The 23336-nt window shown below is 41.9% G+C and carries 18 protein-coding genes; 4 read left to right on the top strand and 14 right to left on the bottom strand.

What is annotated here, in order from left to right; translation table 11 throughout:
* Positions 1–30 precede the first annotated feature (30 nt).
* Complete coding sequence (locus tag AAHJ11_RS18205; protein ID WP_195649924.1) at positions 31–870, bottom strand: S1 RNA-binding domain-containing protein; 840 nt, start codon at positions 868–870, stop codon at positions 31–33.
* A gap of 185 nt (positions 871–1055) precedes the next feature.
* On the opposite strand from AAHJ11_RS18205, the gene AAHJ11_RS18200 reads away from it, so the two are divergent.
* Complete coding sequence (locus tag AAHJ11_RS18200; RefSeq protein ID WP_148367082.1) at positions 1056–2057, top strand: malate dehydrogenase; 1002 nt, start codon at positions 1056–1058, stop codon at positions 2055–2057.
* A 104-nt stretch (positions 2058–2161) separates the two neighbouring features.
* On the opposite strand, the gene AAHJ11_RS18195 is transcribed toward AAHJ11_RS18200, so the two are convergent.
* From AAHJ11_RS18195 to AAHJ11_RS18170, 6 genes are all read right to left on the bottom strand, one after another.
* Positions 2162–3040, bottom strand: coding sequence for a DUF4249 family protein (locus AAHJ11_RS18195; RefSeq protein ID WP_148367081.1), 879 nt, complete (start codon positions 3038–3040; stop codon positions 2162–2164).
* Positions 3041–3042: 2 nt separating this feature from the next.
* Positions 3043–5109 carry a TonB-dependent receptor plug domain-containing protein gene (locus AAHJ11_RS18190; RefSeq protein ID WP_217722371.1) on the bottom strand — a complete coding sequence of 689 codons (2067 nt, stop codon included), beginning with the start codon at positions 5107–5109 and terminating at the stop codon, positions 3043–3045.
* Between the two features lie 99 nt (positions 5110–5208).
* Positions 5209–6453 (bottom strand): hypothetical protein, encoded by a 1245-nt coding sequence (locus AAHJ11_RS18185; RefSeq protein ID WP_217722369.1) that lies wholly within the window; start codon positions 6451–6453, stop codon positions 5209–5211.
* Between the two features lie 251 nt (positions 6454–6704).
* On the bottom strand, positions 6705–7127 hold the full coding sequence (locus AAHJ11_RS18180) for a Fur family transcriptional regulator (RefSeq protein WP_195646102.1): 423 nt from the start codon (positions 7125–7127) through the stop codon (positions 6705–6707).
* Between the two features lie 7 nt (positions 7128–7134).
* Positions 7135–9081 carry a heavy metal translocating P-type ATPase gene (locus AAHJ11_RS18175; protein WP_217722367.1) on the bottom strand — a complete coding sequence of 649 codons (1947 nt, stop codon included), beginning with the start codon at positions 9079–9081 and terminating at the stop codon, positions 7135–7137.
* A 66-nt stretch (positions 9082–9147) separates the two neighbouring features.
* Complete coding sequence (locus tag AAHJ11_RS18170; protein ID WP_148367076.1) at positions 9148–9783, bottom strand: porin family protein; 636 nt, start codon at positions 9781–9783, stop codon at positions 9148–9150.
* Positions 9784–11420: 1637 nt separating this feature from the next.
* Between AAHJ11_RS18170 and AAHJ11_RS18165 the strand changes: the two genes are divergently transcribed.
* Entirely contained in the window at positions 11421–12743 is a 1323-nt protein-coding gene (locus AAHJ11_RS18165; protein WP_217722365.1) for an ATP-binding protein, read from the top strand.
* 76 nt (positions 12744–12819) lie between these two features.
* Here the strand turns inward: AAHJ11_RS18165 and AAHJ11_RS18160 are convergent, their stop codons facing one another.
* The 5 genes from AAHJ11_RS18160 to rpoN form a co-directional block, all read right to left on the bottom strand.
* On the bottom strand, positions 12820–14664 hold the full coding sequence (locus AAHJ11_RS18160; protein ID WP_217722363.1) for a 4-hydroxy-3-methylbut-2-en-1-yl diphosphate synthase: 1845 nt from the start codon (positions 14662–14664) through the stop codon (positions 12820–12822).
* Between the two features lie 122 nt (positions 14665–14786).
* Positions 14787–15296 (bottom strand): 5-(carboxyamino)imidazole ribonucleotide mutase, encoded by a 510-nt coding sequence (purE, locus tag AAHJ11_RS18155; protein ID WP_004296231.1) that lies wholly within the window; start codon positions 15294–15296, stop codon positions 14787–14789.
* A 51-nt stretch (positions 15297–15347) separates the two neighbouring features.
* Positions 15348–15728: a glycine cleavage system protein GcvH gene (gcvH, locus tag AAHJ11_RS18150; RefSeq protein ID WP_074636444.1), complete on the bottom strand. Its 381-nt coding sequence runs from the start codon at positions 15726–15728 to the stop codon at positions 15348–15350.
* Between the two features lie 29 nt (positions 15729–15757).
* Positions 15758–16429: a phosphatase PAP2 family protein gene (locus AAHJ11_RS18145; RefSeq protein ID WP_074636447.1), complete on the bottom strand. Its 672-nt coding sequence runs from the start codon at positions 16427–16429 to the stop codon at positions 15758–15760.
* 44 nt (positions 16430–16473) lie between these two features.
* Positions 16474–17961 carry an RNA polymerase factor sigma-54 gene (gene rpoN, locus AAHJ11_RS18140; protein ID WP_074636450.1) on the bottom strand — a complete coding sequence of 496 codons (1488 nt, stop codon included), beginning with the start codon at positions 17959–17961 and terminating at the stop codon, positions 16474–16476.
* Between the two features lie 138 nt (positions 17962–18099).
* On the opposite strand from rpoN, the gene AAHJ11_RS18135 reads away from it, so the two are divergent.
* Both AAHJ11_RS18135 and AAHJ11_RS18130 read left to right on the top strand, forming a co-directional pair.
* A complete protein-coding gene (locus AAHJ11_RS18135) occupies positions 18100–19473 on the top strand; it encodes an aminopeptidase P family protein (protein WP_320975225.1) in 1374 nt (457 codons plus the stop codon).
* A gap of 213 nt (positions 19474–19686) precedes the next feature.
* The gene (locus AAHJ11_RS18130) at positions 19687–20997 is read left to right on the top strand and encodes an acetylxylan esterase (protein ID WP_320975226.1); all 1311 of its coding nucleotides are present in this window, start codon (positions 19687–19689) and stop codon (positions 20995–20997) included.
* Between the two features lie 4 nt (positions 20998–21001).
* Here the strand turns inward: AAHJ11_RS18130 and AAHJ11_RS18125 are convergent, their stop codons facing one another.
* Positions 21002–21403 (bottom strand): hypothetical protein, encoded by a 402-nt coding sequence (locus tag AAHJ11_RS18125; protein ID WP_099146918.1) that lies wholly within the window; start codon positions 21401–21403, stop codon positions 21002–21004.
* A 217-nt stretch (positions 21404–21620) separates the two neighbouring features.
* On the bottom strand, positions 21621–23294 hold the full coding sequence (locus tag AAHJ11_RS18120; protein WP_074636456.1) for a nucleoside kinase: 1674 nt from the start codon (positions 23292–23294) through the stop codon (positions 21621–21623).
* Positions 23295–23336 lie beyond the last annotated feature (42 nt).

Below are 23336 nucleotides of genomic sequence, written 5' to 3'. Positions count from 1 at the left end.
TATTCGTATGTAGGGAAATCCCTATTCTGTTTAGGAATCCGCCAAAGCAATGCCATCCTCATGCAAGGTAATCAGACGTTTCTTATACAAGTCGCCCACTCCTTTCTTAAAGGTTTTCTTGCTGACACCAAACGTATCATAAATATCTTCCGCAGGGCTTTTATCATTCAAGTAGATTCGTCCTCCATGCGCTTTGATATAGTCGAGCAGCGTTTTCGAAAAATCGTCAATCTTTTCAAAACCGGGTTTCTGAAGAATCAGGTCTACCTTACCATCTTCACGCACCTGTTTCACAAAAGCTTTCATCTCCATCCCTGTTTCCAACGGGCAGAATATTTCATTTTCATACAGCAAACCGCTATACTTATTATCTATAATCGCTTTAAAGCCCAAATCCGTCTTCTGCCAGATAAGGATATTCACTTCTGCTTCCGGAGCATATTCCGGCTTTTCTTTCGACAGATAACGTTCCACCTTTGCTGAAGCCACAATACGATAACTCTCTTCATCCAAATGCGCATGAACCACATATTTCCGCCCAACCTGCATTTTCATCTTCTGCTCACTGAATGGAACGAACAGATCTTTCATCAATCCCCAGTTCAGAAAAGCTCCATATTGATTTACCCAGGAGACTTCCAGACAAGCAAACTGACCTACCTGCACCAACGGAGTCAGTGTCGTAGCAATCAATCTCTCATCCATATCCAGATAGAGAAACACATTCAAAAAATCTCCTATCTTACAGTCCTCAGGCACATAACGGGTAGGCAACAAAATCTCACCTTCTTCCTCACCATCGAGATATACGCCGAAATCTACTTCTTTCACGACTTCAAGCTGATTGAACTTTCCTAATTCGATGCTCATATTCTTATCTATTTATTGTAATAAAACACAAAGATAATCTATTTTGAATAGATCCCTCAAACAGTCAGCCATAACTTTTCGTTATCGGGCAAAACTATTTGCAATGAACAATCTGCTTTCTAATATGTTAACTTTGTAGCGACAAAAAGAAAGAGTAAAATATTCACCTTTAAACATATAAACTTATGGAATTTCTAACCAACGAGAAACTTACGATTGTAGGAGCTGCCGGAATGATCGGCTCCAATATGGCACAAACAGCCATGATGATGAAACTCACTCCGAATATTTGCCTGTATGATCCATTTGCCCCGGCTCTGGAAGGAGTAGCTGAAGAATTGTATCACTGCGGTTTTGAAGGTGTCAACCTTACATTTACTTCCGATATCAAAGAAGCACTGACAGGAGCTTCTTACATTGTCTCTTCCGGTGGAGCTGCCCGTAAAGCAGGTATGACCCGTGAAGATTTGCTGAAGGGAAATGCAGAAATTGCCGCTCAATTCGGTAAAGATGTTCATCAATATTGCCCGAACGTAAAACATATCGTTGTGATCTTTAATCCGGCGGACATCACCGGACTGATAACTTTGTTGTATTCAGGTTTGAAACCCTCTCAAGTTTCTACACTGGCTGCCCTGGACAGCACCCGCCTGCAAAACGAACTGGTGAAATTCTTCCATATCCCGGCTTCCGACATTCAGAATTGCCGTACGTATGGTGGTCATGGCGAACAAATGGCTGTATTCGCCTCTACAACCAAAATAAAAGGAGAACCTTTGACCGATTTCATCGGCACTACCCGCCTTCCACTGGCAGATTGGGAAGCACTGAAAGTACGTGTCATCCAGGGTGGTAAGCATATTATCGACCTGCGCGGTCGTTCTTCTTTCCAAAGCCCGGCTTATCTTTCTATCGAAATGATTGCCGCTGCTATGGGTGGACAACCTTTCCGCTGGCCTGCCGGAACGTATGTTTCCAATGGCAAATTCGACCATATCATGATGGCGATGGAAACTTCAATTACTAAAGACGGCGTCACTTATAAAGAAGTAGCCGGAACTCCTGCCGAACAGGAAGAATTGGAAAAGAGCTACGAGCATTTATGCAAACTTCGTGATGAAGTGATTGAAATGGGGATTATCCCAGCCATTAAAGACTGGCATGCATTGAATCCAAATATTAACTAATCAAACAATATTAGCGAAAGCAGAAGGCCGAAACCTGGAACAATGAAAAGATCGTCAGGTTTCAGCCTTTTTTTATTCCATTCCAGGGAAAATAAAACAATTCATCAATGCTTGTAATGATAACAGGTATTCTTCACTTCAACATGATAAACGGCAGTTCCATACCCCATCCAAATGCCCAATCCTCCATCTATATTACCAGGTAGATTAGTCGTATTGGGAAACACAGGATTACCACTGTTGATTACTTCATTTTCATATTGACTCCAAAAGCGGAACCCTTCTTCCGTTATTTGTGAGAAACAAATATTCACCTTTTCACCAGGAGTAAAAAAAGGAGTATACTTGTTGAGTTCCGTATGCCGGAATCCCCGGTAAATCTCTGCTGTTGCGACAGGAGACACTAATATTTCATCAGAAAACGTACCCATAAACGCATTATAATAGTCCTCATCTTTTTCTTCTACCTGAGTGAATATTTTATAATAGTTAGCTTCCCCCTTCGGGTCATTAAAATACGCAGTAGCCTGATAAAGCGTATCACACCCTTCGGTTGGCTGTAAGCGTATGCTATCCAGTAGGATCGGTTCAGGAATGGTAGTACGTGCTGTTATTTCTTTCCCGCGATACATGACAGTCAACATATACACCTTGCCCACTTCTCCCCTGATTTGTGAACCGGTATAGACAAAATAAGGCAATCTGCCTTTATCTATTCTGCCCACCAGAATTTCGGTCTGACTCCCATCACTCACAGTTACCTTAGCACTCATAACAGGCAGTTTGGAAAGTGCTATACTATCCCATGTACTATTCAGGATTTTACTTTGTGAAAGGTAAACCTTTGCAAATCCGTCTGCCGTAATACCACCTTCCACCACAACTTCCGATTCATAGTCACTGTCAAAATCCCAATCCGGCTCACAGGAGGTAAAAGCTGCAACCAGCATCACTATCCAACTATATAAAAAAGCTTTCAACATCTTCAAAATTTAAATATATAACTGACTGAAGGCAACAAACTATAAAGAGACATATTTTTCTTCTTAATCAGCAAACCGGATTTATCTTCTGAAGGCTTGACGCCTACTTGCACAAAAACCGGATTATGTCTCATATAAGCATTATAAAGCGACAAATTGATGCAATTCTTTTTTGTATGCCCCAGCCAGTAGTTCACCGACAAGTCCATTCTGTGATAAGCCGGCATGCGGCTGCTGTTATACTCATCGTATACACAAACCGCATTCTCGCCTATCATATACATGGCCCTCGGATATGTTACCGCATTACCCGAAGCATACACAAATGCCATCGCAAAATCCCAATGATTATCCAACGTATAATGAATCATCGCGTTCAAATTATGTCTACGGTCATATTTGGCAGGAAATATATTTCCTTTTCTCAATTCCGGAAATTGCCGATCAGCCCAGGCAAGCGTATAGCCAATCCAGCCATTCCATCGTCCTCTGCTTTTCCGCAACATCAGTTCTACACCGTAATTCCGCCCTTCTCCTGTCAGTACATGGTCTTCTATCCGGTATGTCTGATTAAACATATCTAACAATCCACCGTTGAATATCGTTTGATGAGACAGTTTCCGATAGTACCCTTCCACCAACAATTCATAATCTCCATTCCGAAGCGGCTGTGAGAAAGAGACATCTAATGAATGGACTTTCTGCCCTGATATATCTTTCGTCGAAGGCATCCAAAAATCAATAGGCAATCCGGCACTCGATACCGTAATCTGATTCATATATTGCCTGTTCAATTGGTAGGAAAAGCTCAATGTCCTGTTCCCCGGTAATTCGTATTCCAAACGAATACGTGGTTCGGCTCCTCCATTATAATAATCACCCTGTATGCTGCCACTATAACGCAATCCCATATTCATCGTCCATTTCCCCCATTTTTTCTCCGCTTCGGTATACACAGCAAACTCTTCCATTTCATATCTACCGGGATTTCCGGCATTGATACCTTCGAAAATGTTCACAGATTCAGGGTATTGCGGATGAAGTATATGATGAATGAAATTTCCGCCTGTCTTCATCTTCCATGTCCCCAACCGCCAGTCTACATTTCCCATATATCCGAAATCGGTCAATCGGGAAGGCATTTTCATACGTAGTGTATTCTGGTTTGCTTGCAGATTGGTACGGTAATGCGTCATATAGATTCTTTGTGTCAACAACGTCTTTTCATTGCAGCTGCGTTCCCACTTCAAAGAAGCAATTCCGTTGAGCCACTGCATATTGAAATCTACCTGATACTGATGTTCTTTCAGTTTCAACAAATCATTGCCGACATAGCTGTTCAGTACTATTTTGTTTTTAGGGTTCGGCTTCCACACATAAGTAAGGTTATAATCCTGAAAACCGTAACGAAGCCTTGTGTTATCCTCAAATCCCCCTTCTATCAAGGAGATTATCGGATTTACATAAGTGACTCTCGCGGATAGATAAATAGCACTATTTTGAGTAACCGGTATTGCACCGGTAATTCTCGAAGCCAATATACCAACATTACCGGACACGCTTACCCGCTGCACCACCGAATCACGAGGAGTCATTTCTACTACCGCTGCCAATCTTCCGCCGCGGTCTGCCGGTTGGTAAGACTTATTGAGTGAAAAAGAAGAAAAATGATCATTATTGAATATAGAAAAAAAGCCCAGCAGATGTGAAGAGTTGTACACAGGCACCCCATCTATACATATCAGGTTATGTCCCGGTTCGCTGCCATGTACATAAAGTCCCCCATTCAATTCGCCGGCAGTAGTCACTCCCGGCAGCAACTGAAAAGTCTTGATCGGATCGCTGTCTCCCAGCATACGCGGCATGAAGTTTACCACATTCGGATCAAGCTTCCAATCACCTTTTGCACTACGCTGCAACGCAGGAGATTTCTTGGACGCCACCACTTCCACCTCCTGAATCCTCCAAATAGAATCGGTTCGAATCGTATCATCGTCACGCGTTTCCGTTTGGGCATATACACTTATATTTCCCAATACCGCAAACAGCACCAATATGTATCTTATCACATTCAATTCACTTTACCTATAAAAAAAGAAAGCCGAAGAAGAGAATTATTCCCTTCCTCGGTCCTCGTCAATTTACTCACATTTATCTATACCCCATGCTTATTCTATGAATCCTTCAAAACTTCTAACCAATGCATCGAAGCTGTCAGCTAATGATTTGAATGGTCCGGAAGCAGTATCAAAATAGTCTTCAAAGCTAATCAGAGATTCATCTTCAAACTGTAACAGAGGCTCTGTATACCAGTATTCATGCTTCACTCCCTGAGAATCTATGTATGAATAGTCAATATAAGGTTGGAATGTCAAAGTAGCAGACGCTTCATTGCTTCCTCCGAATGTCAGGCTTCCACTAAGATACTTCTTAAATACATTTGCAGTAGCTTGTGCAGCTTCATGAGATTCACCCCACATTCCAGTAGCATTATCATACTGGTCATCCACTTGTTCCAGTTCACGAGCTAAATCCTTGTAACTGCTACATTGCATAAGCACAGCAGCTTCACCCATAATATTTGCCTCTATACGCGCATCTTTAAAACGGTCTCCAACATTCTCGTTTGCGCCTTCGTCTGCTGTCATGTTGCTACCATTCAGATAAGCTTCACCTTTTACGGCTTCTGTTCCTTTTATGTTGATTGAATAGTTAGCTTTCACAACTTGCGGTGTTGCGCTTACTGAAGTAGATACTTTGTAACCGTTGGCATCTATATTTACTGTAATATCTGCTTTTCTTGGAGAGCTGCTTACGTTTGCTGTAGCAATCTCAAGAGAAGTCAAAATAGTTGTTCCTAGTTTAATAGTAGAAGTAAGTTTAGCCGGAACTTTCACTATAACGCCATCATAAGTAAAATCTGTTGTATTGCCGGTAGCTGCAATCTTGATTTCAGCTGTTTGACCCTCACAACCAAACTTCAATGCGAGTTCAGAATCAGAATCGGTACGTTCCCACTTGTCTTTGCTGTCATTATAGGTATAAACACCATAATAGTCACTGGCCTGATACATTTCATTGTTGACAGCCGCCATAGCGTACACTTTAGCCATATCACCCTGTGAAGCAGCTACTAAAGAATGTACCATTTGCTGTACATTTGCTTTTTCCTGAATTTCCAAAGAGCCTACGATTTCCGAGAAGTAATTCCCTACTTGTGCCAACTGTTTCTGATCGTCAGCATTTACCAGATTGATTAAGTTCTGTCCAATTTCACTCAACTTCTCTTTACTCTTCTCGGCTGATAATACATCACCGCCTGTCGGTCCATCATTATTATCGTCACCACACCCCGTGAATGTTATCATTGCCATCATCAGGCAAGGAATTAAATAATACAATTTTCTAGTCATATTTTAATGGATTTAAAATGTTATGTTTGCATTTTTTATTGCCGTTTTATTATTCATATTTTTCATATAGAACATCGGCTTCCCCAATTACTTCGCAAAGGTGAGAATATTTTATAGAATAAAAAAATGATTAAAACAAAGAAAGTGCCTATATAGACATTTTAGGCGCTTAAGTCATATAAAACAGTGATTATTATGTCCAAATTAATAAATAGCTCCAGGCTTTCTGCTACATCATCATAGAAGTTTTCTTATTTTGGAGAAGAACATTCCTGACAAATCCCTTTAAGGACATAATTAATGCTGTGCAAAGTAAATCCTTCAGGCAAATCAATCACCGGGATATGGGTGCCTTCCAGGCAGAATGTACGATGACATTTCTCACAATAAAAATGCGAATGTAAATCCTGTACCACACAATTGCAAGAGTTGTCGCAAACGGCATACTTCAACGAGCCGCTTCCATCGTCTATGCTATGTATGAGGTGATGAGACAAGAAGAGAGCAATAGTACGGGATATGGTCGATTTATCGACTGTGTCGAGCAATGTTTCGAGGTCAAGCAATGACACTGCACGCTCTGCCTGCATCATCTCTTTTATCACCAAAAGCCTTATTGCAGTTGGCTTGATGTCTCTTCTGACCAGTTTATCCAAATAAATATCTTCTTCCATCTTTCTCCTATTTTATCATTTTCTGTATTCTGACGGCGTTCATTATGGCAAGTAACGCAACGCCTACATCTGCGAAGACAGCTTCCCAAAGAGTAGCGATTCCACCGGCTCCCAAAATCAATACAAGCAATTTCACTCCAAATGCCAGTGATACATTCTGCCAAATGATTCTTCGTGTCAGCCTTCCAACTTTGATAGCTTCGGCTACTTTCGACGGTTGGTCTGTCTGTATCACGACATCGGCTGTTTCAATAGCCGCATCACTACCCAGTCCTCCCATAGCAATGCCGACATGACTTAGAGCGAGCACCGGTGCGTCGTTCATTCCATCACCGACAAACGCGATCCGGTTTGCCTCATCCCGCCGCAATTCTTCCAGATGATTCACTTTTCCTTCCGGCAACAAGTCGCCATAAGCTTCCGATATACCGAGCTTCTCTGCAAAGTTAGTAACAATACTCTGTTTATCACCGGATAGTATCTGGATGTTTTCAATATTTAAAGCTTTTAAATTGTCAATAGCTGCCTTTGCATCCTCTTTCAGGGCATCAGCCAACAGCAGATAACCTGCATAACGGTTTCCAACGGCACAGACTACGATGGTATCCGTTATTTCCAACAGTTCTTCCGGGTAGGATATATCAAACTTAGAAAGTAACCGGCAGTTACCGACCAGAACCGTAGTCCCGTTTATCGTCGCCTCCAGACCATAGCCGGCAAATTCTTTCGTACCGGTAACAGCTACACATTCAATATTTTGTTCTTTCGCATAATTCACAACAGCCTTGGCAATCGGATGTGTGCTATCACTTTCTACCGAAGCAACCAGTTTCACTAATTCTTCTTCAGAAATCTCACCTGCACTTTTACAAGCCTGTACTTCAAAGGTTCCTTTTGTCAGGGTTCCTGTTTTATCGAATACCACCGTATTGATCTTGGTGATAGCATCCAGATAATTACCACCCTTGAATAAAATACCCAATCGGGATGCTGCTCCAATCCCCCCAAAGTAGCCTAACGGAATACTAACCACCAACGCACAGGGACACGAAATCACGAGAAAGACCAAAGCCCTGTATAGCCAGTCATTAAATGCAAATACAAATGGAGGATTAATAAGTGAATAGACAAATGGACACAACACAATTAATACTGCAAGCACTATAACAATAGGTGTGTAAATGCGTGCAAACTTACGAATAAACAATTCAGCCGGAGCCTTACGTTCGGAGGCATTCTGAACAAGTTCCAATATTCGGGCAAGTGCACTCTTATCAAAAGGTCTCGTTACCTTGATCCGGATAACCTTGTCAGTTACAATCATTCCGGCAAGCACTTCTTCACCTTTCCGAATATTACGAGGAACGCTTTCGCCCGTTAATGCGGCTGTATTAAAGGCAGCCACTTCATTCTGCATGGCTCCGTCCAATGGTACCCGTCCGCCTGCCTTTATTTCTATGATTTCACCGACTTTTATCTTTTTAGGGCTTTCAATAACAAGATTGCCTTCCCGGAACACTAATGTTTTTTCAGGTCTTACGTCCAATAAGGCTCCGATATTACGCCTGGCCTTATCTACCGCTTTATCCTGAAACAGTTCTCCTACTGTATAGAATAACATCACGGCTACTCCTTCCGGATATTCACCAATATAAAAAGCTCCCAAAGTAGCTATAATCATTAGAGTGAACTCACTGAAATAGTCTTTTTCCCTGATACTTTCCCAGGCTTCTTTCATCACCGGTATTCCTACCGGAAGATAGGCCACGATATACCATATCAAAGCAACAGATCCTTCACGGAAGAATGCTAAATCGAGAGCATTCATAATTATTCCACCTGCCAGAAGCAGGAGAGAGAATATCACTTTCCCATATTCATGAAATACCGAAACCTTTGCATCAACCTTTTTTTCTGCTGCGCATGAATGAGCGCCACAACTACAATGTCCCATAACATTCATCATTTAGTTGATGCAAAGGTAGCAAATGATTCATGCAACAAAGTTGCAAAATCGGTTTTAGAACATATATCCCAATGAGATCATCAGGTTTCTGTTCTTCATTCCTAAATCTTTTGCCACTTCAACAAGTCCGAAATCATAGCTTATGGCAATTTGATATTTCTTACTGAACTCAACTCCGGCTTTCAGTCCAAGACCGAAATCGAATCGTTTCAGACCATCATCTCCAAATATATCTTCAGACATGGAGTTATCTCCTAATTCCGCAATATCTGCAATATCACCGTCCACTTTCAATTTTGCTTTTCCAAACAGACCGACAGCCATATAAGGACCGACACTACCAAATAACGAAAAATCATCATTGACAGCATATTTATACCCGACACGTACCGGTACTTCTAAATAGTATGGATTAAATTTTATGCTCGCAAGTGATCCTCCATCAATTTTAGCACCTTTCAATGTAAGCAATGCAGCGAAGTCCATATAGGCACCACTACCATTCGCATCCTGAGACAATCCCAACTCTGCTTTAACACCTGCGTGAAAACCTATCCTGCTGTCAAAACCTGTAATGGTGTATTTACTAACATTCATACCTGCCATCACACCCCATTTCAGATTATCTTGAGCATTGATACTCACCGCACTTATCGCTACTAAAGCGAATAATAATAAGGCCTTTTTCATACGAATAAATAATTTAATTATTGTTTAGAAATTATGTGAGGCAAAAATAACAATAATTCGCATAACTCCGAGAGATTTGGTGAAAATATAAAAAATAAACGATATGAATCTTATGAGGTATAGTCATAGCAAGGGAACCGGACTATTTCAAACGATTTTACGAGATATAGAACAAAAACACTCCGTACAGAGAAAAAACAAAGAATGAAAGACTGTATAACTTAATTAATTGTTATCTTTGCACAATCAGTCGTAGCGCGACTGTATTGTTTGTTTTAAGAAAAAAAGCGTTTAGCTGATTTCTGTGCTAGTGAAAAGTCCAAAAATTCCAAACACACAGAGAAGCAGATAAATGCTCCTTGCAATATGCGGGGAGTGTTTCCTGTTTGTGTGTTTAGGGCTTGGACTCCCTCACTGGCGGATAGGCAAATGCTCTCCGCTTTTTTTGTGCCTATAAATTTGCTGCAATAGATACAAACAACAAATTAGTAATAATTACAAAGGCAAGTCAATTCGAGTGGAGCGGCACTTGAACGACTGCAAAGTCGAAAACGTAACATCTATATGTTGCTACTTGCCTTTAAAAATATAAGAGACAGAGGCTAGCTACACCTGCAAGGGGAACAAATGGATTCATCCAGGAGTTCCCCTCTATTTTTGTAAAGATGTGTACTATTGGAAAGACAGATATCAGATTTACATATAAAATTAATGATTCTTATTGTCAACCAAAGTTTTTTCCCGATAGTATAATGATTATCATCGGTTTACATGCTGACAATAAGCCATGACAATAGGCTGACAATAAAAAATTAGAACTTTTATTGTCAGCCTGTTCTTTGACCCCTTTGGGGCAAGATTATGGGATTCGTTCCAATGTGTCGATATACTCTGACTTAATTCCCAGCTTGATCCATGTTATAAACTACTGAAGACTATCATTGTCTACAGTAACAATATCATCGACATAAGAAACACATACGCTTTATAAAATGAGTATGCCCCTATTAAATGAATGCTATATAGCCGGTATCTTTCACTTACCAAGCAGGTATTGTTTCATTAAAGTGTCGGTATTGTTAACTCCCCACGGCCGTGACGAGATCTTCCCACGGCTGTGGTAGGAATTTGTCACGGCCGTGAGAAGAAGTTACCACGGCTGTGACGAACTAAAGATACCGGTGCTTTAGTGGAACAATACTAACACTTTAGAGGAACTATACTGGCGTGTTAGCGGAACTATACAGGTATATTAATGAAAGGATATCACTTTGGAAAGCTGTTATAAAAATGCGGTATTATTTCGAAAGGTGCCCATAAAGCTATTGTTTATCAAGTTATTAAAGGTAGCATAAGAGATAAAAACAGGCTGACAGTAAAAGTAGATATATTTTATTGTCAGCCTATTATCAGCATCTATTGTCAAGTAATATAATACTGATATTCATATACTTAAATATCATCCTGACAGTTTGACAATAAAACAGATACAAATCAATAGAGATAATCATAAAGTTTTTAATAGGGAAGGGCAAAGAATTTATAAAAAGAAAGAAAAAGTTTGCCGTTCTCTTAAGAATAAATATCTTTGTAACCGTGGTTACTGTAACCACGGTTACTAATACAATTCACAGACTATGAGGTTTTATAATAGAGAAGAAGAACTAAAAGAGTTAAAACGAATTCAGAAATTGGCATTTGAGGAAAGTTCAAAAATGACAGTCGTTACCGGCCGCCGTAGAATTGGGAAGACAAGCCTCATCATGAAAGCTGTTGAACAGACCCCCACTGTCTATCTATTTATAGGACGTAAAAATGAGGCAACCTTGTGCGAAGAATTCATCCCACTTATCGCACAAGCCCTGCAAATCTTTGTTCCGACAGAAATCAGAAGTTTCCGAAACTTATTCCAATACCTAATGCAGCTTTCGACTCAACGGACTTTCAATCTGGTTATTGATGAATTTCAGGAATTCTATACTATTAATGAATCCATATTCAGCGATATGCAAAATATTTGGGACCAATATCGGAAGTCCTCACACATGAATTTGATCGTCAGTGGTTCCATCTATTCTCTGATGCAGAGAATTTTCCAAGACAATAAAGAGCCGCTCTTCGGAAGAGCTGATAACATAATCAAGCTATCAGCATTCAAGCTCTCTGTTCTGAAAGAAATCATGTGTGAATATGCCCCGGCACATTCGAATGATGATCTTTTAGCACTTTATACTTTTACTGGCGGGGTACCTAAATACGTGGAACTTTTTTGTGACAACCATACGCTCCACGTGGAAAGCATGATCCATTTTATGGCTCGCGACAATTCTCCCTTTACCGAAGAAGGAAAAAATCTGTTGATAGAAGAATTTGGGAAAAATTACGGGACCTACTTTTCTATTTTAAGTGCAATTGCCGGAGGTAGAAATACACAAGCAGAAATTGAGGCAACACTAGGAGAAAAAAGCGTAGGAGGCTATCTGAAACGCTTGATAGACGATTATAATATTATCATACGCCAACGTCCCATTTTAGCTAAAGAAAGCTCAACAACTGTCCGATATGAAATATGCGATAATTTTATTAGGTTTTGGTTCAATTACTTCGACCGTAACCGTTCATTGATAGAAATTAAAAACTTTGTAGGGCTGCGTAATATCATAGAAGCTGATTATCCAACCTACAGCGGAAAGATATTAGAACTTTACTTCAAACAGAAATTCGCTGAAAGTTATCAATTCCGTGCTATCGGGTCATGGTGGGAAGCCAAAGGGAATCAAAACGAGATAGACATTGTTGCACTCTGTCTTGAAAAAAACAAAGCAGTAGTTGCTGAAGTAAAACGCCAACGTAAAAACTTTAAGCCGGAGTTGCTGGAACAGAAAGTTGAACATTTGAAGAAAAAGCTACTGCCTCGTTATACCATTGAAACAATGTGTTTGTCGTTGGAAGATATGTAGTACTTAGTCAGGCACGGATTACAGGTTTTCTATGAGATCAGTACCTCATCACCTGCATTCCGTGCCCAATATAATATCATTGTTGGTTTTCTTCCCGATCTGTCCGGATAAACTCCAGAAGTCGTTCCACCGCCTCTTCTTCAGGAATATTTTTCTCTACGCACACCTTACCTTTATAGAGACTGATTTTCCCCCGTCCTGCTCCTACATAGCCGTAGTCTGCATCTGCCATCTCACCGGGACCATTCACGATGCATCCCATGATGCCGATCTTCAGCCCTTTCAAATGTGAAGTGGCTGCCTTGATACGGGCAATGGTCTTTTCCAAGTCGTAAAGTGTACGGCCGCAACCGGGACAAGATATATATTCAGTTTTGGAGGTACGGGTACGTCCGGCCTGCAAGATTCCGAAAGCAGTGGCATCGACCACGGCATGGCTCAAGTTGCCCTGATTGAACAGGAAGATGCCATCACAAAGACCGTCAAAAATCAAGGCTCCCATATCGGCTGCGGACTTTATCTGCAAATTCTCCGCATCATCTTCCGAATAATGCTGGAAGAAGACAACCGGATTTTGCAAACCTTCCGTCATTAGTTGATGAACCAGTGCACGGTGCTCACCCAAACGGTTCGGATGATTGCTTTGGGAAACCACCACCACTTCCGGATGATGTTTCAGGCAGGCTATCACTTCGTCCGTTTGTGCCATGTAGGGCATAAACAGGAATTTAAGCTCCGCATTGCATTCTCCCATTAACGGCAACTGTGCATGATTGAATGCAGGCCAAGTTCCGTCTTCTCCCTGCCATACATCCGCATCAAGAATATATTCCACTCCGTCTTCCCGTTGATCGGGCAAAGCTCTTCCGGCATAAATATAGTCCGGTGTGAATTGCGGGTTTACCTCTGTCTTCCCGTCCATGCGGTCGGCAATAACCACAGGCACATGTTCACCTCCGATATTACGGACAGCTTTTGTCTTGCGGCGTTCGGGAGACAAATAATTGAATTCCGGCGCTTCCAATCCCGGGATATAAGGATGGTCCTGCCTCAACAGAACATAATCCACCAATTTGCGGGCTACCGGGATTTCAGCTTCAGGAGCTTCACTCAAAGATACCCGAATGGTATCTCCCAATCCGTCACTCAACAATGCACCGATGCCAAGGGCAGACTTGATACGCCCATCCTCTCCGTCTCCGGCTTCTGTCACTCCGAGGTGTAACGGGAAAGCCATCCCTTCTTTCTCCATGACGTCTACCAACAGACGGACGGTTTTTACCATGACCACCGTATTGGAGGCCTTGATGGAAATCACCACATCTGTGAAGTTTTCCTCTACACAGATACGGAGAAACTCCATGCAGGACTCCACCATTCCTGCGGGGGTATCGCCATAACGGGACATGATACGGTCGGACAGAGAGCCATGATTTACTCCGATCCGGATAGCCGTGTGATTCTCTTTACAGATATTCAGGAACGGGACAAACCGGTTATGGATTTTCTGTATTTCCTGCGCATACTCCTCGTCTGTATATTCCAGTTTCTTAAAAGTACGCGCAGCATCTACATAATTTCCCGGATTGATTCGCACCTTTTCCGCATATTGAGCAGCCACGTCCGCCACTTTCGGATTGAAATGCACATCGGCAACCAACGGAACCATATATCCCTGGCTACGCAGTCCGATATTAATGTTCATCAGGTTCTCGGCTTCTTTGATGCCCTGGGTTGTGAGGCGGACATACTCTCCACCTGCATCAACAATACGTTTTGCCTGTTCCACACAAGCCTGTGTATCCTGCGTAGACGTGTTTGTCATCGACTGGACACGAATAGAATTGGGGCCGCCCAACGGCACAGCCCCAATATTTACTTCTGTGGTTTCTCTTCGAAAATAATTGAATAGATCAACCATTTTAATTTACGATTTAACGATTTACGATTAAAAGCACTTTGAGTATAACAAATGTGCAGACAATAAACGATTCACGAAGATATTTCAATCGTAAATCGTAAATTGTCAAATCGTAAATCACATTAGTTTGTTTTATATTCAAACTTCACTTCTTTCAGTTCTTCGTTTGCTTTTACGATTTTCTTTTTCAGTCCTTCCTTGTAAGCAGCAAAAGCTTCTGCCAGTTTCTCATCGCTCAATGCCAGCATCTGGATGGCAAGGATAGCGGCATTCATCGCTCCGTTAATGGCAACCGTTGCTACAGGAATGCCCGGAGGCATCTGAATGATAGAATAAAGTGCGTCCACACCATCGAGCACGGAACCTTTTACAGGTACTCCGATCACCGGCAATGTAGTATTAGCCGCAATCACACCGGGAAGGGCGGCAGCCATTCCGGCAGCAGCGATAATTACTTTAATGCCACGGTTGCGGGCATTCTTCGCAAACTCTTCCACAGCCTCTGGCGTGCGGTGAGCAGAAAGAGCGTTCATTTCGAACGGTACATGCATATCATTCAGCAGCTGTGCAGCCTTCTCCATAACAGGAAGGTCGGACGTGCTGCCCATGATAATACTTACAATTGGAGTCATTTCAATTTACTATTTTACAATTTACTATTTACAATTTAAGTACGGTAAGAATTATCCGTTTACCACAGCTTTATAGGCTTCGGCATCCAGCAAATCTTCTACCGCTTTTACATCGGCCGGTTTCACTTTAATCAGCCAACCTTCGCCATAGGGATCTTTATTTACCAGTTCCGGGTTTTCTTCCAATGCTTCATTTTGTTCGAGCACCTCACCTGCTACAGGCAGGAAAAGATCGGAAATAGTTTTCACTACTTCAATCGTTCCGAAAGTTTCACCGGCTTCCAACGTTTCACCAACAGTCGGGATATCTACGAACACAATATCGCCCAATTGTTCCTGTGCATAATCGGTGATACCAACGTATGCAATGTCTCCTTCAACGCGAATCCATTCGTGTTCGTTCGTGTACTTCAAATTCTGTGGAAAATTCATAATGATTAGTTTTTAGGATTTATACTGTTTTAAAATAAAAATACTCGAAATAAGATGTTACTCACCGGATGAAGTACCAAAAGGGCACATATCAGACCGACAGCAAAACCGGAAAGCACCTCACCCAGCGTGTGATGCCCCAACACAATGCGCGCAGAACCTAATATACCGGCAATCAAAATAAACAGGCATAGCCATGCGACCGGATTGTAACCGAACAAGGCGCTGAAAGAAATCAATCCCCCGATCACTCCGCCCATTCCTGCCATGTGTTCGCTCAACTTCCATTTCAGGTTTACCGCAATGCAAATGATGGACACTACCAGAGAAGCAAGAATGATACCGGTCATATACCACGGGAGATTCAGCTTGCGCATCATCAGCAGACAGAACACATACGAGATGATGGTCAGCAGGATAGGCACATAACGTTTCTTACGTTCACTCAACTCCTGACGGGCGAATCCATTGATTTTACGAAACAGGAAAATGGTAATAGTAGGTGTCAGTATGGTGAAGCAGTAAACGATTCCCAACACTATCAACTTATATTGTATCGGCATGATACGAAGATAAGAAAACAGGAATAACACCAGAAACGATAAAAACGGAATAGAAAATGGAGTAAAGACCATCGAAGTGACTCTCGCCACCTGCAACATCGTCTTATCCGCTATGATATGTTCTCTCTCTCTGTCCATCAGCACTAATACTTAATACTTTATACTTAATACTTAAAAAACTCTCATTTCCGCAGTCGTGCTACGGGGATATTCAGCTGTTGACGGTATTTGGCTACTGTCCTGCGGGCAATGGGATACCCTTTCTCCTTCAATATATCCGCCAATTCATCATCGGTCAGGGGTTTCTTCTTGTCCTCGCCTTCAATACACTCTTTCAGAATCTTACGAATCTCACGGACAGACATCTCTTCGCCATCCTCTGTAGTATATCCGTCGCTGAAAAAGTATTTGAGCGGATAGATACCGTAATTCGTCTGTACATATTTACTGTTACTCACACGGGAGATGGTCGAAATATCCAATCCCGTACGTTCCGCCACGTCTTTCAGAATCATCGGCTTCAACAGCGATTCATCTCCTTCCAAAAAGAAAGGACGTTGCAGGTCGATAATCGCCTGCATGGTAGTCATCAAGGTATTCTGACGCTGACGGACAGCATCGATAAATCCTTGTGCCGCATCCATTTTCTGTTTCAGAAACATCATCGCTTCTTTAGATTCCTTAGACTGGTTGGCCCTGTTTTTTGTATGCTCCTCCACCATTTCCGTGAAATCACGACTCATACGGAGTTCGGGAACATTGCGGTTATTGAGGCTTACATTGATGGTTCCGTCATCATACGTTTCCACCATAAAGTCGGGAACTATTTGTTGGAGATTCCTGCCGATTGCTTCTCCCAAAGAAGCACCCGGACGTGGATTCAGTTTGGTTATTTCAGTAATGGCTTCCCGGAAAGTCTCTTCATCAATATCCAGTTTCTTTATAATCTTCTCCCAATGTTTACGGGTGAATTCTTCGTAACATTCTCTGATAATCCTTTCTTCCAGATTCAAGATAGGACTGGGAGTTTTCTCTTCTTCTTTTTTCCGGCAAATCTGTATCAACAGACATTCCTGAAGACTACGCGCACCGATACCTGCCGGATCGAAGTCCTGTAAGATGCTCAATGCTTCTTCCAGTTCCTCCTCGGTCGATTCGATACCGGCATAAATCGCCAGTTCGTCGCAGATACTTTCCAAAGATTTGCGAAGCAATCCGTCATCATCCAATGAACCGATCAGATATTCCACCAAGTCACACTGGTGCTCTGTCAGGTTACGTTCACGCAACTGTTCTTTCAGGATTTCATAAAAAGAGGTGGAGTCGGAAAATGGAATATCCTCCGCCTGTTCATCTTTCGAACGGTTGTTCTCTTGCAATTTATAATCGGGAATATCGTCTTCTGTCAGATAGTCACTCAAAGAATCATAGTCGTTGGCATCGCTATCCATGCCATCCTCTGCATTGTCGGTATCAGAATATTCATCATCCGTAGCATTCTCTTCTTTACCTTCTTCAAGTGCCGGATTTTCAAGCAGTTCAGCATGGATACGGTCTTCCAGCTCTACTGCGGGAAGCTCCAACAGTTTCACGACCAGAATCTGCTGGGGCGAGAGCGTCTGTACCTGCTGTTGCGCCTGAGATTGTATTTGACGGGAACCTTGTGCCATATTCGTTTTTGCTTTCTACTGTTTCTCGCTACAAAAGTAACTTTTTAACGAGAGATTACACAGATTAGGGAGATAATTTTTAATCCTATAACACAAAATTCGTTATCTTTGTTGCACGAACTTAAAAACTAGGACCATATGTTTGCCAAAGAAACGTATATGCAGCGGAGAGCCCTGCTGAAAAAGAACTTAGGCTCCGGAGTGTTGTTATTTCTCGGAAATGACGAGTGCGGACTGAATTACGAAGATAACACGTTCCGTTATCGTCAGGATTCCACTTTCCTTTATTATTTCGGACTTTCATGTGCCGGACTTTCGGCTATTATCGATATGGATGAAGACAAAGAAATCATCTTTGGTGATGAGTTGTCTATCGACGCAATCGTATGGATGGGGTCACAACCGACATTGCACGAAAAATGCGAACGTGTAGGCGTAAAAAATCTGATGCCGTCTGCTGACATTGTAAGCTATCTCCATCAGTGTGTGCAGAAAGGGAAAGCAGTTCACTATCTGCCTCCTTACCGCCCCGAACATAAGCTGAAGCTGATGGACTGGCTGGGTATTCCTCCCGCACATCAGGAAGGTTCTGTTCCATTCATCCGTGCCGTGATCGCTCAACGCAACTATAAATCTGCAGAAGAAATCGCAGAGATAGAAAAGGCTTGCGATGTTACTGCCGATATGCATATTACAGCCATGAAGGTACTTCGTCCGGGTATGTATGAATATGAAGTGGTAGCTGAAATGAACCGGGTGGCCGAATCTAACAACTGCCAACTTTCATTCGCCACCATCGCCACTATCAACGGGCAGACTCTGCACAACCATTATCACGGAAATAAAGTGAGGCCGGGTGATTTGTTCTTAATCGACGCCGGTGCAGAAGTTGAATCCGGTTATGCGGGTGATATGTCGTCTACCATTCCTGCCGATAAGAAGTTCACCACCCGTCAGCGTGAAGTATACGAAATTCAGAATGCGATGCACCTGGAATCTGTAAAAGCTCTCCGCCCGGGTATTCCTTATATGGACGTATACGAACTGTCGGCCCGCGTCATGGTGGATGGCATGAAGACGCTCGGATTGATGAAAGGAAATACCGAGGATGCTGTACGCGAAGGTGCCCATGCGTTGTTCTATCCGCACGGATTAGGTCACATGATGGGATTGGATGTACATGATATGGAGAATCTGGGAGAGATATGGGTAGGTTACAACGGCCAGCCGAAGAGCACACAGTTCGGTCGCAAATCGCAACGCCTCGCCATCCCATTGGAGCCGGGATTTGTACATACCGTAGAACCGGGTATTTACTTTATTCCTGAATTGATCGATATGTGGAAAGCAGAAAAGAAGTTCACTGATTTCATTAACTATGATGTAGTGGAAACTTATAAAAACTTCGGTGGTATCCGCAATGAAGAAGATTATCTGATTACAGAAACCGGTGCCCGCCGATTAGGCAAAAAGATTCCATTGACACCGGAAGAGGTGGAAGCCTTAAGATAAAAGGTTCCATCCTGATAAAAGAAGAACCTTTCTTCTGTTCAATAGCGGAAGCTTTTCATCCGGGTGAAAAACTTCCGCTATTTTTGTCAGAGTACCAAATAGTCCATCTAAAATCACATTTTTTCTACCCTCCTTTTCCCGAATCTTGCGTAATATTGCAACAGAATTAAAACAACTTACTATTTCAAATCCATAAAAACAATGAATAACACCATGAAGAGACTACTTTTATCCGTATGGCTATTGTCACTAACTTTGTTATCCGCCGTAGCCGAAAACTACCCTTATAGAAGTGACGTTCTTTGGGTCACAGTTCCCAACCATGCCGACTGGCTCTATCAAACAGGAGAAAAAGCAACTGTAGAAGTACAATTCTATAAATATGGTATACCCAGGGATAACGTAACCGTCACCTATGAAATAGGGGGAGACATGATGCCTAACGCTGACACCAAAGGGAGTGTGACTTTGAAAAACGGCAAAGCCGTAATTCCTCTCGGCACAATGAAAGAACCCGGATTCCGTGATTGCCGGCTGAAAGCGACCGTAGATGGAAAGACTTACTCACATCATGTAAAAGTCGGTTTTTCGCCGGAAAAGCTTCTTCCATATACTACCATGCCTTCGGATTTCAATGAATTCTGGGAAAAAGCAAAAGCGGAACAAAAAGAATTTCCTCTAACGTACACCAAAGAGCATGTAGAAAAATACTCAACCGATAAAATAGATTGTTATCTCGTAAAATTGCAATTGAACAAACGCGGGCAATGCGTCTACGGATATTTGTTCTATCCCAAGAAAGAGGGCAAATTTCCGGTTGTATTATGCCCTCCGGGAGCAGGAATCAAAACAATCAAAGAACCACTGCGACACAAATATTATGCAGAGCAAGGCTGCATCCGTTTTGAGATGGAGATACACGGCCTTCATCCGGAAATGAGTGACGAAGCATTCAAAGAAATCAGCAATGCTTTTAATGGCAGAGAGAACGGCTACTTAACCAATGGACTCGACAGCCGCGACAATTATTATATGAAACGGGTATATCTGGCCTGTGTACGCGCTATTGATTTCCTGACTTCCCTACCTGAATGGGATGGTAAAAACGTAATAGCACAAGGAGGTAGCCAGGGAGGAGCCTTGGCATTAATCACTGCCGGACTGGATCAACGGGTGACAGCCTGTGTCGCCAATCATCCTGCATTAAGTGACATGGCAGGCTATAAAGCCGGACGTGCCGGCGGATATCCTCATTTCTTCAGGAATTCGGTAGATATGGATACTCCTGAAAAAATAAAGACAATGGCCTATTATGATGTTGTGAACTTTGCGAAATTAATCAAAGCAGATACCTATATGACATGGGGATTCAACGATGATGTATGTCCTCCGACAACCAGCTACATCGTATACAATGTACTAGACTGTCCGAAAGAAGCACTGATTACTCCCATGAATGAGCATTGGACTTCCAACGATACCGAGTATGGACATCTGCTTTGGATAAAGAAGCATTTAAAGTGAAGTTTTAATCATTCCATCTGGATGCGGGCAATTCTTTCTTCCCGTACCATTTCTTCCAGGCATACGCTTTTCTCTTCCTGAGATAAAGCGTATCGCCACTATGCTTTATCGCCTCCCAATTAAAGATAGAATGAGGACGGAGGATCTTTTCAAACCAATAAAGTATGTGATAAGTCACGAATGGCAACACCATCCACCACCATGAAAACAGGATTGATAAAATAAGTGCTGGTATCAGGGTTAAAGAAAAACATTCCCAATACTGTCTGGCATGAATCCGTAGTTCCATTTCTTCCCAGACTTCCAGATATTTATAGCGGGTAAAGAAAAACCAGCCTAACATAAAATAGTGTTTCTTCCCTTTTCCTAAGAACCACTTCGCTAAAAGACTATTATAAAAAATCATATTCACATTTTTTTTGTTGCATGTAGTCCCTTCTTAACAGCAAAAGCAATCAAAGGTTCAATATTTTAAAGTTTTGTATAACAACCATAACATTCTTTCCCTAAATATCACTCAAATATTGTTTATTTTTGTGTTCCTTTGCTTCACTACAACAAAAGGTTTATTTGTATTTTCTGCAAAGGAAATACAAATCACGAATATATCCTAATTTTTCTACTTAATATTTAAAGCTGCTTCCTCCTAAAAATTCACGCAACAAAGAAGTAGGCGGAATTTCCTTATCCTGCACCGGAATAAAATATTTGATAAACTTCAGTAACCGGTAGGCCTCACAATATTCAGGACAGTTTCGCGGGACACCCATCAGAATAGGTTCGGCATGCAAACGAAGTACGGCAAATTCAAAGAGTAGTGCTGAATTAAACATTACATCAGCATTCTCCTGATAAGGAAATATCCATTTATCTTCACCGGCACGCACACTAGGCCAACGTGATATGGTTTCACGTGCAGAGTATCCCCGATAGTTAAAGTCGCGGATAATGCGGCGCAACAAACGGTTGTCAGTAGTCGGAATCCAGTTATGATCATCCAACGAAATAGTGGTCAATGCTGAAACGTAAATCTTGAATTTCCGTTCAGCCGGTATATGCGGTGTCAGTTCCGGATTTAGGGCATGAATACCTTCCAGAATCAGAATTGTATTATCTTCTATTTTCAGTTTATCCCCTTTATATTCCTTTTTGCCTAGAGAGAAATTAAAACGGGGCAGTTCCACCTCTTCGCCACGGAGAAGCGCCTGCAACTGTTGATTAAACAATTCCAGATCGAGCGCATAAAGTGATTCATAATCATAGTTTCCGTTTTCATCCAAAGGGGTTTCTTCACGGTCTACAAAATAATTATCCAAAGAGATCGGGAATGGCTTCAATCCATTTGTCATCAGCTGAATAGAAAGCCGTTTGCTGAAAGTTGTCTTTCCCGAAGAAGACGGTCCGGCAATCAAGACCAGTTTTACCCGGTTACCATTTTCGCCACGATGGAAAATAGTATCGGCTATCTGCGCTATCTTTTTCTCTTGCAATGCTTCCGCAACATTAATCAAGTCAGTGGCATGTCCTTCCTCACAGGCAAGATTAAAATCTCCGGCATTATTAAGTCCCATGATATAACTCCAGTTCAGATATTCCTTAAAGACATCCAGCATTTTCTCCTGTTTCACGACCTCTTCGAGCATATCCGGATTTTCCCGGCTCGGAATCCGGAGCAGCAGCCCGTCATAATACTTCACAATATCGAATAATTTAAGATATCCGGTGCTGGGCAGCAGATTACCATAATAATAATCAACAGTATCACCCAACGTATAATAATAGGTATAAAGGGAACCGGAAGTTTCCAATAACCTCACTTTATCATTCATCCCCCGCTCACTGAAAACCCGTACTGCCTCTGCCGTATGACATTCAATGCGGTGATAAGGAATATTTTCCGCAATGATCTCCTGCATCCGTTGCTTGATACGCTTCACATCCTCAAGTTCAATAGGGCGCCCAATCCGCAAATTACAGAAATAGCCTTTTGACACAGGATGTTCCACAAACAATTTTCCCTCGGGAAACAATTCCGTGACAGCTTTAAACAAGACAAAACAAAGCGAACGGACATAAGTACGCATACCGGACTGATCTCTCACATCCAGAAACTCTACATCCTTATTGTTATATACTCTGAAATTAAGTCCCTCGGAGCGATTATTGACCTTGGCACTCACTACTTGATAAGGAAAATTAAGATTAAAACCGTAATAAATATCCAAAAGTGAGCTTCCGATAGGGAATTCTTTAGAAATATTGTTATTTTTGCAACATATTTGTAACATCTGTTTCATCGAGTTCGTTAAAAGGTGAATAATTTGGTACTAATATACTTA

The sequence above is a fragment of the Bacteroides sp. 90-K9/2 genome, assembly GCF_047310725.1.
Classification (GTDB): Bacteria; Bacteroidota; Bacteroidia; order Bacteroidales; family Bacteroidaceae; genus Bacteroides; species Bacteroides vicugnae.
Note: the sequence above shows the minus strand (reverse complement) of the source record. Positions and strands in the feature narration are given on the sequence as shown.

Bases quoted from the DNA above. Each gene is read 5' to 3' on its own strand.
- AAHJ11_RS18125 (WP_099146918.1), bottom strand. From the start codon at position 21,403: ATGATTTTTTATAATAGTCTTTTAGCGAAGTGGTTCTTAGGAAAAGGG.
- AAHJ11_RS18160 (WP_217722363.1), bottom strand. From the start codon at position 14,664: ATGGTTGATCTATTCAATTATTTTCGAAGAGAAACCACAGAAGTAAAT.
- gcvH (WP_074636444.1), bottom strand. From the start codon at position 15,728: ATGAATTTTCCACAGAATTTGAAGTACACGAACGAACACGAATGGATT.
- rpoN (WP_074636450.1), bottom strand. From the start codon at position 17,961: ATGGCACAAGGTTCCCGTCAAATACAATCTCAGGCGCAACAGCAGGTA.
- AAHJ11_RS18170 (WP_148367076.1), bottom strand. From the start codon at position 9,783: ATGAAAAAGGCCTTATTATTATTCGCTTTAGTAGCGATAAGTGCGGTG.
- AAHJ11_RS18180 (WP_195646102.1), bottom strand. From the start codon at position 7,127: ATGGAAGAAGATATTTATTTGGATAAACTGGTCAGAAGAGACATCAAG.
- AAHJ11_RS18185 (WP_217722369.1), bottom strand. From the start codon at position 6,453: ATGACTAGAAAATTGTATTATTTAATTCCTTGCCTGATGATGGCAATG.
- AAHJ11_RS18135 (WP_320975225.1), top strand. From the start codon at position 18,100: ATGTTTGCCAAAGAAACGTATATGCAGCGGAGAGCCCTGCTGAAAAAG.
- AAHJ11_RS18200 (WP_148367082.1), top strand. From the start codon at position 1,056: ATGGAATTTCTAACCAACGAGAAACTTACGATTGTAGGAGCTGCCGGA.
- AAHJ11_RS18145 (WP_074636447.1), bottom strand. From the start codon at position 16,429: ATGGACAGAGAGAGAGAACATATCATAGCGGATAAGACGATGTTGCAG.
- AAHJ11_RS18165 (WP_217722365.1), top strand. From the start codon at position 11,421: ATGAGGTTTTATAATAGAGAAGAAGAACTAAAAGAGTTAAAACGAATT.
- AAHJ11_RS18120 (WP_074636456.1), bottom strand. From the start codon at position 23,294: ATGAAACAGATGTTACAAATATGTTGCAAAAATAACAATATTTCTAAA.
- AAHJ11_RS18205 (WP_195649924.1), bottom strand. From the start codon at position 870: ATGAGCATCGAATTAGGAAAGTTCAATCAGCTTGAAGTCGTGAAAGAA.
- AAHJ11_RS18130 (WP_320975226.1), top strand. From the start codon at position 19,687: ATGAAGAGACTACTTTTATCCGTATGGCTATTGTCACTAACTTTGTTA.
- AAHJ11_RS18175 (WP_217722367.1), bottom strand. From the start codon at position 9,081: ATGGGACATTGTAGTTGTGGCGCTCATTCATGCGCAGCAGAAAAAAAG.
- purE (WP_004296231.1), bottom strand. From the start codon at position 15,296: ATGACTCCAATTGTAAGTATTATCATGGGCAGCACGTCCGACCTTCCT.
- AAHJ11_RS18195 (WP_148367081.1), bottom strand. From the start codon at position 3,040: ATGTTGAAAGCTTTTTTATATAGTTGGATAGTGATGCTGGTTGCAGCT.